We start from the raw sequence: 13,506 nt of genomic DNA, 5'->3' as shown, positions 1-13,506 counted from the left end.
TGGGCGGAGCGAGAGGGATAGTCTTCGGCCGAATCATTCCCAGCCCAGGCGGTCGGCGAGCGGCGCCGATGGACACCGCCTCGAAGGAGCCAGCATGGTCCAGCCCAGTCCCAGTTACACCGTCGCCCTGCACATGGAGGTCCCCGCGTCCCAGCGGGTCGTCGCGAAGCTGGTGGACACCGCCACCGCGACCGGCGCCATCGTCACCGGCGTCGACGTCTCGGACTCCGATGGTGACCGCCTCGTCGTCGACCTGACTGCCGACACCCGTGACTCCGTGCACCGCGGCGAGCTCGTCAAGGCGCTGCGCGCCATCGACGGAGTCATCGTGGAGAACGTCGGGGACTCCACCTTCCTGGCCCACGTGGGCGGCAAGATCGAGATCTCCTCGAAGTACCCGGTGCGCAACCGCCGCGACCTCGCCCGCGTCTACACCCCCGGCGTGGCCCGTGTCTGCAAGGCCATTTACGACCACCCCGAGCGGGCCCGTAAGCTGACCATCAAGAAGAACACCGTCGCCGTGGTCACCGATGGAACGGCGGTGCTCGGCATGGGTGACATCGGCCCGGCCGCGGCGATGCCCGTCATGGAGGGCAAGGCCATCCTCTTCAAGCAGTTCGGCGGCGTCGACGCCTGGCCCGTCGCCCTGGACACGAAGGACCCCGAGGAGATCATCGCGATCTGCAAGGCCATCGCCCCGGCCTACGGCGGCATCAACCTCGAGGACATCGCCGCTCCCAAGTGCTTCGACATCGAGGCCCGCCTGCGCGAGGAGCTCGACATCCCCGTCTTCCACGATGACCAGCACGGCACCGCGGTCGTCACGCTCGCCGCGCTCATCAACGCTCTCAAGGTGGTCGGCAAGCGCATCGAGGACGCGCGCATCGTCCTGTCCGGCGTGGGCGCGGCGGGCAGCGCCATCGCCAAGCTGCTCATGGCCCACGGCGCCACGGACATCGTGGGCTACGGGCGCACCGGGGCCCTGCACAGCGGGGACACCACCGGCATGAACGAGCACCGCAAGTGGCTCGCCGAGAACACCAACCCCCGGGGGGTCACCGGGACGCTCCAAGAGGGGCTGGAGGGGGCGGATGTCTTCATCGGCGTCTCCAGCGGCAACCTGCTGACCCCCGAGGACCTGGACGTCATGGCCGACGGCGCCGTCGTCTTCGCCATGGCGAACCCGACGCCCGAGGTGGATCCGATCGGAGCCGCCGACCACGTCAGCGTGGTCGCCACCGGGCGCTCCGACTTCCCCAACCAGATCAACAACGTCCTGGCCTTCCCCGGCCTCTTCCGAGGTCTTCTCGACACGGGGATCACCAACATCTCCACCGAGCTGCTCCGCGCCGCCGCCACCGGCATCGCCTCGGTGATCAGTGACGACGAGATCAGCCCCGCCTACATCATCCCCAACGCCTTCGACACGCGTGTGGCCGACGCCGTGGCCGCCGCCGTGCGCCGCTTCGCCGAGGACTGAGGCGCGGGGCGCGCGTCGACGGCGACCGTGGGTGGGGCGCCGGGCCAGCGGGCCCGTCGCCCCACCCACGTGCGATCGTCCCGGCGCCGGCATGGTGCCAACGGGTCAGGCCGGTGGTGGCGGGCCTGGGCGGGGCGACGGCGGGAGCGGACGGAGGCGGATCTCGATCCGGATGTGTTCGGCGTCATGCCCGGAGGATTTGACCTTCCGGGGAGGTCGCAGGCTAAAGTTCTCTGCGTCGCCGAGAGGGCCTGAGGGCCCGAAGGGCGACGCCGGAGATTGCATTCGGAGCGATACGGGAGATGAGGGTCACGAACCCTCGATTTGACCGGGAAATATCGATTCGTTAATGTTCTCTTTGCGCCTTCTTGTGATGGTGGCTCTCTGTTGTGGGGGTTGTTGTTGTGGGGTGGGTGTGTTGTTTGAGAACTCGATAGCGTGTCATGCTTGTTTATGTCTTGTTTTTTTGTTTGGCCTGTGCTGCTGCTGTTTTTGTGGTGGTGGTGTGGGTTGGGCTTGGAGATTTTTTCTCTGGAATTGTTTTTGCTTGGGGTCGTGTTTGGCGGTTCTGGGTGAATTGGTTTTTTTGGAGAGTTTGATCCTGGCTCAGGACGAACGCTGGCGGCGTGCTTAACACATGCAAGTCGAACGGTGAAGCCCTGGTTTTTGCTGGGGTGGATGAGTGGCGAACGGGTGAGTAACACGTGAGTAACCTGCCCCCTTCTTCTGGATACCGCCACGAAAGTGGTGTTAATACGGGATATTCTGGTCCTGCCGCATGGTGGGGTTGGGAAAGGTCTTTTTGTCTGGTGGGGGATGGGCTCGCGGCCTATCAGTTTGTTGGTGGGGTGATGGCCTACCAAGGCTTTGACGGGTAGCCGGCCTGAGAGGGTGGACGGCCACACTGGGACTGAGACACGGCCCAGACTCCTACGGGAGGCAGCAGTGGGGAATATTGCACAATGGGCGGAAGCCTGATGCAGCGACGCCGCGTGAGGGATGGAGGCCTTCGGGTTGTGAACCTCTTTCGCCAGTGAAGCAGGCCTGTCCCTTGTGGGTGGGTTGACGGTAGCTGGATAAGAAGCGCCGGCTAACTACGTGCCAGCAGCCGCGGTAATACGTAGGGCGCGAGCGTTGTCCGGAATTATTGGGCGTAAAGGGCTTGTAGGCGGCTGGTCGCGTCCGTCGTGAAATCCCTCGGCTTAACCGGGGGCGTGCGGTGGGTACGGGCCGGCTTGAGTGCGGTAGGGGAGACTGGAATTCCTGGTGTAGCGGTGGAATGCGCAGATATCAGGAGGAACACCGGTGGCGAAGGCGGGTCTCTGGGCCGTTACTGACGCTGAGGAGCGAAAGCGTGGGGAGCGAACAGGATTAGATACCCTGGTAGTCCACGCCGTAAACGTTGGGCACTAGGTGTGGGGGGCCTTTCCGGGTCCTCCGCGCCGCAGCTAACGCATTAAGTGCCCCGCCTGGGGAGTACGGCCGCAAGGCTAAAACTCAAAGGAATTGACGGGGGCCCGCACAAGCGGCGGAGCATGCGGATTAATTCGATGCAACGCGAAGAACCTTACCAAGGCTTGACATGTGCCGGACGGTCCCGGAGACGGGGCCTCCTCCTTGTGGGGCCGGTTCACAGGTGGTGCATGGTTGTCGTCAGCTCGTGTCGTGAGATGTTGGGTTAAGTCCCGCAACGAGCGCAACCCCTGTCCCGTGTTGCCAGCGCGTAGTGGCGGGGACTCGCGGGAGACTGCCGGGGTCAACTCGGAGGAGGGTGGGGATGACGTCAAATCATCATGCCCCTTATGTCTTGGGCTTCACGCATGCTACAATGGCCGGTACAGAGGGTTGCGATGCCGCGAGGCGGGGCGAATCCCTTAAAGCCGGTCTCAGTTCGGATCGGTGTCTGCAACTCGACACCGTGAAGTTGGAGTCGCTAGTAATCGCGGATCAGCAACGCCGCGGTGAATACGTTCTCGGGCCTTGTACACACCGCCCGTCACGTCATGAAAGTCGGCAACACCCGAAGCCCGTGGCCCTACGGGGAGCGGTCGAAGGTGGGGCCGGTGATTGGGACGAAGTCGTAACAAGGTAGCCGTACCGGAAGGTGCGGCTGGATCACCTCCTTTCTAAGGAGCTTTCTGGTCCTCGTCGTCCCGGTCGGGGCGGCTCGTCCTTCTGTCTTGCCCTGTTTGGTGGGCGGGGGCGGGTCGCTGGTCGGCCGGGCTGGTTCGGCGGGGGTCGTTGGGCGTGGACGAGCGTGGCGCGTTATCGGGGTTCTGGGACAGCTCGCCGTTGCTGGCGTTCTCGGTTGTTCCGTGGTGGGCCCTGCTGGGCCGGCCGGCCGCTGGTGGTGGTTGGTGGGCCTGGTGTGGGTGGGTTGGTTGTGAACTGTATAGTGGGCGCGAGCATCTGGCGCGCTCGTCATCGCCTCTTCGTGGGGGGTGGGGGGCGCGCTTCTTGTTTTTGCTTGGTTGTTGTTTTTTCAGCGTGTTTTGCTGTGCTGCTTGTTTTTATGGGCGTTCGGTGGATGCCTTGGCATCAGGAGCCGATGAAGGACGTGGTGGCCTGCGATAAGCCTCGGGGAGCCGGCTAGCGGGCTGTGATCCGAGGGTGTCCGAATGGGGGGACCCGGCCGGGGTCATGCCCGGTCACCCGCGCTTGAATTCATAGGGCGTGGGGGGTGACGCGGGGAAGTGAAACATCTCAGTACCCGTAGGAGAAGATATTCCGTGAGTAGTGGCGAGCGAAAGCGGATGATGGTTAAACCATGGTCGTGTGACACCCGGCAGGGGTTGCGGTCGTGGGGTTGTGGGACGCTGTCCTCCCGTTGCTGCCGTGGCGGGGCGCAGTGATCAAGCCTGTGTGGTAGCCGAACCCTCTGGGAAGGGGGGCCGTAGTGGGTGAGAGCCCCGTAGGCGTAACCCGTGGGCCTGCGTGATGGTGTTCCCGAGTAGCACGGGGCCCGTGGAATCCTGTGTGAATCTGCCGAGACCACTCGGCTGCCTGAATACTTCCTGGTGACCGATAGCGGATCAGTACCGTGAGGGAATGGTGAAAAGTACCCCGGGAGGGGAGTGAAAGAGTACCTGAAACCGGGCGCCTACGAGCCGTCAGGGCCCCTGCCTCGTGCGGGGGTGATGGCGTGCCTATTGAAGAATGAGCCTGCGAGTCAGTGGCGTGTCGCGAGGCTAACCCGTGTGGGGGAGCCGTAGCGAGAGCGAGTCCGAAAGGGCGTTTTTGAGTGGCGCGTCCTGGACCCGAAGCGGGGTGATCTACCCATGGCCAGGTTGAAGCACGTGTAAGAGCGTGTGGAGGACCGAACCCACCTCAGTTGAAAATGGGGGGGATGAGCTGTGGGTAGGGGTGAAAGGCCAATCAAACTCCGTGATAGCTGGTTCTCCCCGAAATGCATTTAGGTGCAGCGTCCCGTGTTGCCCGGCGGAGGTAGAGCTACTGGGTGGCTGATGGGCCCCACAGGGTTACTGACGTCAGCCAAACTCCGAATGCCGTTCGGGTGGTAGCGGGGCAGTGAGACGGCGGGGGATAAGCCTCCGTCGTCGAGAGGGAAACAGCCCAGATCGCCGGCTAAGGCCCCTAAGCGCGTGCTAAGTGGGAAAGGATGTGCGGTCGCGCAGACAACCAGGAGGTTGGCTTAGAAGCAGCCATCCTTGAAAGAGTGCGTAATAGCTCACTGGTCAAGTGATCGTGCGCCGACAATTCAGCGGGGCTCAAGCACGCCGCCGAAGCCGCGGACCCGTCGTGTTGGTCCTTCCTGGTCCTTGTGGGCTGGGCAGGGGCGGCGGGTGGTAGGGGAGCGTCCCGCGCTGGGTGAAGCCTCGGGGTGACCCAGGGGTGGACGGCGCGGGAGTGAGAATGCAGGCATGAGTAGCGATACTAGGGTGAGAAGCCCTAGCGCCGAATGACCAAGGGTTCCAGGGCCAGGCTAGTCCGCCCTGGGTGAGTCGGGACCTAAGGCGAGGCCGACAGGCGTAGTCGATGGACGACGGGTTGATATTCCCGTACCGGTGTAGCACCGCCCATGCTGACGCGCGGGTGCTAACCCACGCCGCTGCTCGCTGTCGCCTGCCTGGGGGCCTTCGGGTTCCTTGGTGGGTGGCGGGTGGTGGTCTGGGGGTCCTCCGTGCTGGTAGGCAAGCGCATTAACAGGGGTGACGCGCAGTGGTAGCCCCGCGGGCCTGATGGCTTGGCCCGTTCAAGCGTGCGGCCCGGTCTCCAGGTAAGTCCGGGGACCACCTGCTCCTCCCTTGTGGGGGGGGTGGGAGGGTGAGGCGTGATGGTGACCCCGCCTTGTGGTGGGGGACAGTAGGGTGATCCTGTGGCGCCGAGAAAAGCCCCGGCGCGAGGTGCGAGCCGCCCGTACCCTAAACCGACACAGGTGGTCGGGCAGAGTATGCCTAGGCGCACGAGTGAATCATGGTGAAGGAACTCGGCAAAATGCCCCCGTAACTTCGGGAGAAGGGGGGCCCGAACCCTGAGACGGCTTGCCCGTTGGGGGAGGGTCGCAGAGACCAGGGGGAAGCGACTGTTTACTAAAAACACAGGTCCGTGCGAAGCCGCAAGGCGATGTATACGGACTGACGCCTGCCCGGTGCTGGAAGGTTAAGAGGATCCGTCAGCCCCTCATTGTGGGGTGAAGCGGTGAATTCAAGCCCCAGTAAACGGCGGTGGTAACTATAACCATCCTAAGGTAGCGAAATTCCTTGTCGGGTAAGTTCCGACCTGCACGAATGGCGTAACGACTTCCCCGCTGTCTCCACCATGAGCTCGGCGAAATTGCATTACGAGTAAAGATGCTCGTTTCGCGCAGAAGGACGGAAAGACCCCGGGACCTTTACTATAGCTTGGTATTGGCGCCCGCTATGGCTTGTGCAGGATAGGTGGGAGACTGTGAGACCGCCACGCCAGTGGTGGTGGAGTCGTCGTTGAAATACCACTCTGGCCATGGCGTGCGCCTGAACCTGGGCCCGTGATCCGGGTCAGGGACAGTGCCTGGTGGGTAGTTTAACTGGGGCGGTTGCCTCCTAAAGTGTAACGGAGGCGCTCAAAGGTTCCCTCAGCCTGGTCGGTAACCAGGTGTTGAGTGCAAGTGCACAAGGGAGCTTGACTGCGAGACCGACGGGTCGAGCAGGTGCGAAAGCAGGAACTAGTGATCCGGCGATCCCGTGTGGGTGGGTCGTCGCTCAACGGATAAAAGGTACCCCGGGGATAACAGGCTGATCCTGCCCAAGAGTCCATATCGACGGCATGGTTTGGCACCTCGATGTCGGCTCGTCGCATCCTGGGGCTGGAGCAGGTCCCAAGGGTTGGGCTGTTCGCCCATTAAAGCGGTACGCGAGCTGGGTTTAGAACGTCGTGAGACAGTTCGGTCCCTATCCTCTGCGCGCGCAGGATACTTGAGAAGGCCTGTCCCTAGTACGAGAGGACCGGGACGGACGAACCTCTGGTGTGCCAGTTGTCCTGCCATGGGCACGGCTGGTTGGCTACGTTCGGGACGGGTAACCGCTGAAAGCATCTAAGCGGGAAACCATCTTCAAGATGAGGTATCCACACCCCTCCTCTGGGGGGGGGGTGGGAGGCCCCCAGTAGACCACTGGGTTGATAGACCAGGAGTGGAAGGCCTGCAAGGGCTTTTGAGCTGACTGGCACTAATCGGCCGACACAAGCACACCAGCACAACACGCGCCGTCCAGCCAGCGGTCCACCAAGCCACCCCCTAAGCAAACGAAGGGGGGGAGGCACCGGTAGGGGCCACGGTGGTGATGGAAGCACGAGCCAAGACAAGCGCCCACTATGCGGTCCACGACCAACCACGCCCCACCACCCACACCCCCCAGGGGGGTGGGTGGTGGGCCCGTGAGTTGGATAGAGACGTCCCGGTGGTCATAGCGGGGGAGCCACGCCCGGTATCCCTTTCCGAACCCGGAAGCTAAGACCCCCAGCGCCGATGGTACTGCCCCTGCCAGGGGGCGGGAGAGTAGGACACCGCCGGGCACACACCTAATAGGAGGGGCCCTGCCGTGCGCGCGTCAACGCGCGCACGGCAGGGCCCCCACCTCATTTCTCGCCCGCCCCCCATTTTGCTCGGGCGCGCCCACGACGACCCCACCGGCCCAGGGGGGGGCCGGCCAGGGGGTCCCGGCCCAGCGCCCACCACCAGGCCGCAAAGCCCAGCCCCGCACGCACCGGTACCAGCCCGCGCCCGCCCACGACCGGCCCCGCCCCCACGCGCACACGACCACCACCACGAGGAAAAGGCCACCACCCCCAGGCCCACCACCCACCACCGGGACACCGCCTCAGCCCGCCCGTACCGCCTCAGCCCGGCGGTTGCGCCCTCGAACCACGACAACGAGACCGCAACACCGGGCCCAGACCCCACCCCGGCACCAAAAAAGGGGCACGCACCAAAACCCCCAACACCCGACCACCAGCACCCCCTCCCGTGACCCCGCCAAGGACACCAGCGCCCCCCAAGGACTCCATCGACGCCGTCGCACAGCCATGTCCTGCCTTGACATCGCCTGTGGTGGGAGCAACAATCGTCCCTACTAAATCGAATTAGGCAGGAGGTCAACGATGACTCAGCTCTCCCGGCGCGGACTGCTGACTGGCGCCGCGGGGGTCGGCTCAGTGGCCCTCCTCGGCGGTCAGTGGTCACGTCTGATCGGTGCGGACATCCCGGGCCGGTACGACAACTCGCTGTCGATCGCGATCCTCGGGACCAACCAGGACGCGGTCGCCCGAAAGTCGCTCGTCGATGCTTTCACCGCCCAGCATCCCGATATCCCCGTCCGGCTCCAGGCCGTCCAGGGCGCCGACTGGGCGGACTTCTTCGCCAAGATCCTCACCATGGTGGCAGCCGGGACCCCGCCGGATGTGTGCGTCGTGGCGACCGAGGGCGCCCAGCTCTTCGCCGAGAGGCTGGCCGAGCCGCTCGACGCCTACATCCAGCGCGACGCCGCCGAGGTCAAGAACTACTTCGACGATGTCCACCCGAGCCTCATCGAGGCGTTCATGTACAAGGGCTCTCTCTACCAGATGCCTATCGACTTCAACGCCGCGAACATCTACCTCAAAACCGCCGCGATGGAGCGCGCGGGCGTGGCGTACCCCGCCGTCGACTGGACCCACGAGGACTTCCTGGCGATGGCGCGGCGGATGAGCAGAGCCTCAGACAGGGGATTCATCCCGTTCTACTGGACCAACCGGCTGTGGGGAGGGGTCGTGCCGTGGCTCTACGCCAACGACACCAGCTTCCTCACGGAGAAGAAGGCCAGCGGCGGCCAGTGGCTCTGGGAGCAGTTCTACCCGGGCCAGGAGGGCGCCTATTCCGGTGGCTATCTCTGGGAGGGCTCTAACGCCTCCGACCCCCGTGTGGCCGAGTCTTTCGAGTTCCTGCGCGCGGTCGTGGGGGAGGGCCTGGGCACCAGCCCCGCCCAGGGCGGAGGTAATGAGCTCGTCGGGCAGTTCTCGGGCGGCTCCATCGGAATGACGCCGGCGGGCGGCTACTGGGTCCAGGGCCTGTCGGAGGCCGGGCTCGCGCCGGAGGACTACGACGTCGCCTATTTCCCCAGGGGGCGCTCTCAGCGCCACCAGTTCGGCGCGGCCGGCTACGCCATCCTCAAGACCTCCAAGCGCAAGGACGAGGCCTGGGAATGGGTGAAGTTCTGCACCTCCCTGGAGGGCATGCGCCTCGCCTTCACCAAGCCCGACACCACGCCCACCCGGCGATCGATGTGCGACGAGACCCTCTACGCGGGCAAGGGGCCAGCCCACTGGAAGGTCTTCTACGACACCCTCGACCAGCGGCCCTGCGCTCCCATCCCCGCGCCGCCGCAGCAGGCCGCTGTTGAGACAGCGCTCATCAAGAACGTCCTGGGCGCGGTGACCGGCTCGGCGGCCGCCCTCCCCGGCGCCCTGGAGCGACTCGACGCCGACCTCACCCGAGCCCTGGAGGCATGACATGCAACGGAAAGCCCTCATCTGGTTGTTCCTCGCGCCCACGGTGATCGGGCTGGGAGTGTTCAGCCTCCTGCCGATCCTCGCCTCGATCGGCCTCGCCTTCTTCTCATGGGACATCATCACGCCCCCGAGGTTCGTCGGCCTGGACAACTTCACCAGCATCGCCGCCGACCCGACGATCCGAGTCTCCTTCCTCAACACCATCGGCTTCGTCGTCGTCGCCGTGACCCTGCAACTCGCGGTCGCCCTGGGGCTGGCTGTCCTCGTCAATACGAGGATGCCCAGCATGGCCAGGTCCTTCTTCCGGTCGGTGCTCTTCTTCCCCCTCATCCTGTCCGCGGCCTCGGTCTCTATCATCATGACCTACCTGTTCAATGAGAGCTTCGGCCTGGTCAACCACCTGCTCTCCGTGCTCGGCATCGGAAGCGTCCCATGGCTGACCTCCACCAGCGGGGCGATGGTCGTCGTCGTCCTGGTCTACGTGTGGCAGAACTTCGGGTTCTCTTTCCTGTTGTTCCTCGGAGGGCTCTCCTCCATCCCCAAGGAGGTCTACGAGGCCGCTCAAGTCGATGGCGCCACGGGCTGGAAGCAATTCTGGAGGATCACCTTCCCACTGGTCAGCCCCACGACCCTGGTCGCCTCCGTCATGGCGGTCATCTCCGCCCTGCAGATCTTCGACCAGCCCTACGTCCTCACGCGAGGAGGCCCGGGGGACTCCACCCGCACCGCGGTCATGGTGATCTACGAGTCGGTGTTCAAACAGCTCCAGTTCGGCAGGGCCTCCGCGATCGGGATGATCCTGACCATCGTCATCATGCTGGTGACAGCGCTGCAGTTCCGCCTGTCCCGACGCTTCGTGTTCTACGGCTGAGGAGGCCGACCCATGAAGAAGCTCGCCACCTACGCAGTCCTCGGTCTTGCCGGCCTGGTCACCCTCGCCCCAGTGATCTGGACGGTCCTGGCCTCGATGCGGCCACCCGCCGAGTCGCTCTCCGCCGACAGCCCCATCATCCCCAGCGCCCTCGACCTCTCCTCCTACTCGGCGGTGTTCAAGAAGGTCGACATGTGGCTGCTCATCCTCAACTCGGTGCTCGTCACCGGCGCGATCGCCATCGGGCAGATGCTCTCGGCCGCGATGGCCGGGTACGTCTTCGCCCGCTTCGAGTTCCGGGGCAAGAAGACGCTGTTCGCGTTCATTCTCGCTACGATGATGGTGCCGATGCAGGTCACCATCGTGCCGGTGTTCATGCTCATCCGGGGCATGCACCTGGCCGACACCCTCGTCGCCCTCATCCTCCCGGCCATACCCACGGCCTTCGGGACCTTCCTCATGCGCCAGTACTTTCTCGGGCTCCCCGCGGAGCTGGGGGAGGCGGCCGAGCTCGACGGCGCAGGGGCGTGGCGCGCCTTCCGCTCCATCTACGCCCCCTTGGCGATGCCGGGAATGGCGATCGTGGGGATCCTGGCCTTCAACTTCCACTGGAATGAGTTCTTCCGCCCCCTGATCCTCGAGATCAGCGAGAAGAACTTCACCCTTCCCCTGGGACTGGTATCCCTCCAGGGCAATATGGGCACGGGGTCCGTGGCCACGGTCCTGGCGGGCGTCGTGATCTCAATGATCCCCGCGTTCCTCGTCTTCGCCTTCGGGCAGCGCACGCTGCGCGAGGGGCTGACGGCGGGATCTCACCGATAAGGAGGACCGGAACAATGGACGCTCCCACCACGAGCTACCACCTGCGCCCCGTGAGGGGTTGGCTCAACGACCCCAACGGCATCACCCGCGTCGACGGCGTCTGGCACGTGTTCTACCAGCACAATCCGCACGCCCCCGTCCACGGCCGTATCTCCTGGGGCCACGCCACCAGCAGGGATCTGGCCCACTGGGAGCACGAGCCTATCGCCTTCTCGCCGACGCCCGGCGGCCCCGACTCCTTCGGCTGCTGGTCGGGGGTGTTCGTGCCCGGGCACGACCGGCCCGCCGTCGCGTACTCCGGAGTCGTGGACGCCTCGGCCGGCTCAACGATCTGCCTGCGCTGGGGCAGCCCCGACCTGCGCGACTGGGGGCCGCCGGTCGTCGTCGGGCGCACCCCGGGCTCCGACGGCATCGTCATCATGCGCGACCCGTACGTGCTTGAGCACCAGGGCCGCCGGCTGGCGGTGCTCGGGGCGGGCCTGGCCGACGGAAGCCCCGCCATCGCCCTGTTCGACCGCGAGCGCGAGACCGACTGGCGCTATATCGGGTTGCTCGTCGACGACGATCCGCTGCTCAGGCGGATCGGGGGCGCCGACATCTGGGAGTGCCCCCAGTTGTTCCCGCTCGGCGGGCGGTGGGTCCTGATCGTCTCCCTCAACCACCAGGGACGGCTCGGCGAGGTCGCCGCCGCCATTGGCGACCTCGTGGAGCGGGACGGGCGGCTCCGCTTCATCTCCGAGAGCGCTCACATCCTCGACGACGGCGCCGATCTCTACGCCCCGCAGGTCGCGCTCACGGATGCCGATCCTCTTCTGCTCGGCTGGGTGCGCCAGCCGGACCAGGACCCGGCGGTGCGCGACCACTCGGGCTGCCTCAGCCTTCCCCGACGCCTGTCGTTGGTCGGCAGAGAGGTCCGCTCCAGGATCGATCTGGGCGCGGCCACCGCCCTCATCGGTGAGGCGAGCGAGCTACCCGCTGGGCGGACCGCGCTCGCCGATCGGCGCTGGGCGATCGACATCCTCGGGGACGGCGCGCGGCTCAGCCACCCCGCCCGGGGGGTGATCGACCTGTCCCTAGGGGACCAGATCTGGGTCGACGGCGCCGTGCTCGAGCTCTACCGCTACTCGGGGATCCCTGCGACATGGCGGCATGACGAGCCATGGGAGCTGTGCTGCGCCACCGATAGGACGGCCAGGGCCGCCGACGTCATCCCGCGAGTCCCCTGAGGGTCGCGCGCAGGAGCCGACGGCTCGACGGCGACCGTCACGGCCGGGGCGGCGCCGTCGAGCCGCGGACCACGACAGGGCACTCCAGGACGCGATGGGATGGGCCGGGCACCTCCCCCCGGACGGCCTCCAAGGCCATCGCGACCGCGGTGGAGCCCATGAGGGCGTGGGGGAGGGCGACAGTGGTCAGCGGTGGGACGAGGCTCTCCGCCAGTGCCTCCTGATCGTCGAAGCCGATGATCGACAGATCATCGGGGACCGAGAGCCCGAGGCGCGCGGCCGCCAGCAGCGCCCCGGCCGCGACCCGGTCGCAGGCGGCGAAGAGCGCCGTCGGGCGCTCCGACTCCGGCGGGCTGAGCGCCTCCATCGCGGCGGTATGGCCATCGTCGATCGTCCACCCCCGGCCGACGAGCCGGGCATCGATCCCCTTCCGCTCGGCCGCGGCCCGGAACGCCCGCCAGCGGATCGGGCCCGATACGTTCCCGACGTCGACCGGCCGCGCGCCGGGGGAGAAGTGCCCTCCCAGCATCGCCACGCGACGATGGCCCAGTCCCGCCAGATGCTCGAGGGCGGCGGTGGCCCCACCGGCGTCGTCGGGGCTCACCGAGGGCCTGCCGGGGCGGCGCGTGACGCAGTTGGCGAGCACGAGGGGGGCGCGGGACGCCGGGGGCTCGTCGAGCTCGGTGAAGCCCATCGTCGCGTAGATGATGGCGTCGACCTGACGGCTCTCCAGGGCCTCGATCGCCTCCGCGGCCCGTTCCACGCGGCAACCGAGGTCCATCATGAGCAGGGCGTAGCCAGCGGAGTTGGCCTCCTCAGTCGCCGCGGAGAGGAGCCTGCCCCCGAAGGGCGAGGACGCGAACGCGTCTGTGACCAGCCCGATCGAGCTGGTCGAGTTCCTCCGCAGGCTCCGCGCGACATGGTTGGGGCGGTAGCCGAGCTCCTGCGCCGCCCGCAGGATGCGCTCACGCGTGGCGGGCGAGATATTGCCCTCGTCGCGGCCATTGAGCACGAAGGACACGGCGGTCGTCGACACCCCCGCGGCGGCCGCCACGTCCGCGGCGCGAGCACGCGACTGCCGCTCCTTGCCTGTCATGCCCCATATGGCACCAGGGCCCCATCGC

At 66.0% G+C, this 13,506-nt stretch carries 6 protein-coding genes and 3 rRNA genes; 8 read left to right on the top strand and 1 reads right to left on the bottom strand.

What is annotated here, in order from left to right; genetic code table 11:
• The first annotated feature begins 94 nt into the window (after window positions 1–94).
• From ABXS69_RS08190 to ABXS69_RS08155, 8 genes are all read left to right on the top strand, one after another.
• Entirely contained in the window at window positions 95–1,480 is a 1,386-nt protein-coding gene (locus ABXS69_RS08190; RefSeq protein WP_366180199.1) for an NAD-dependent malic enzyme, read from the top strand.
• 583 nt (window positions 1,481–2,063) lie between these two features.
• A 16S ribosomal RNA gene (locus ABXS69_RS08185) occupies window positions 2,064–3,606 on the top strand.
• A gap of 374 nt (window positions 3,607–3,980) precedes the next feature.
• Window positions 3,981–7,169 (top strand): 23S ribosomal RNA (locus ABXS69_RS08180).
• Window positions 7,170–7,373: 204 nt separating this feature from the next.
• Window positions 7,374–7,492, top strand: a 5S ribosomal RNA gene (gene rrf / locus ABXS69_RS08175).
• The 16S, 23S and 5S rRNA genes sit together here, the layout of an rRNA operon.
• Window positions 7,493–8,077: 585 nt before the next feature.
• Window positions 8,078–9,463, top strand: a complete 1,386-nt coding sequence (locus ABXS69_RS08170) for an extracellular solute-binding protein (RefSeq protein WP_366180198.1) — start codon at window positions 8,078–8,080, stop codon at window positions 9,461–9,463.
• Window position 9,464: 1 nt separating this feature from the next.
• Window positions 9,465–10,334, top strand: a complete 870-nt coding sequence (locus ABXS69_RS08165) for a sugar ABC transporter permease (RefSeq protein ID WP_366180197.1) — start codon at window positions 9,465–9,467, stop codon at window positions 10,332–10,334.
• A 12-nt stretch (window positions 10,335–10,346) separates the two neighbouring features.
• Complete coding sequence (locus ABXS69_RS08160; protein ID WP_366180196.1) at window positions 10,347–11,156, top strand: carbohydrate ABC transporter permease; 810 nt, start codon at window positions 10,347–10,349, stop codon at window positions 11,154–11,156.
• A 14-nt stretch (window positions 11,157–11,170) separates the two neighbouring features.
• Window positions 11,171–12,382: a glycoside hydrolase family 32 protein gene (locus tag ABXS69_RS08155; protein ID WP_366180195.1), complete on the top strand. Its 1,212-nt coding sequence runs from the start codon at window positions 11,171–11,173 to the stop codon at window positions 12,380–12,382.
• 37 nt (window positions 12,383–12,419) lie between these two features.
• On the opposite strand, the gene ABXS69_RS08150 is transcribed toward ABXS69_RS08155, so the two are convergent.
• Window positions 12,420–13,478 (bottom strand): LacI family DNA-binding transcriptional regulator, encoded by a 1,059-nt coding sequence (locus ABXS69_RS08150; RefSeq protein ID WP_366180194.1) that lies wholly within the window; start codon window positions 13,476–13,478, stop codon window positions 12,420–12,422.
• Window positions 13,479–13,506 lie beyond the last annotated feature (28 nt).

Source organism: Actinomyces timonensis (genome assembly GCF_040702965.1).
Lineage (GTDB): Bacteria > Actinomycetota > Actinomycetes > Actinomycetales > Actinomycetaceae > Actinomyces > Actinomyces timonensis_A.
This window is presented reverse-complemented; position numbering and strand designations above follow the sequence as displayed.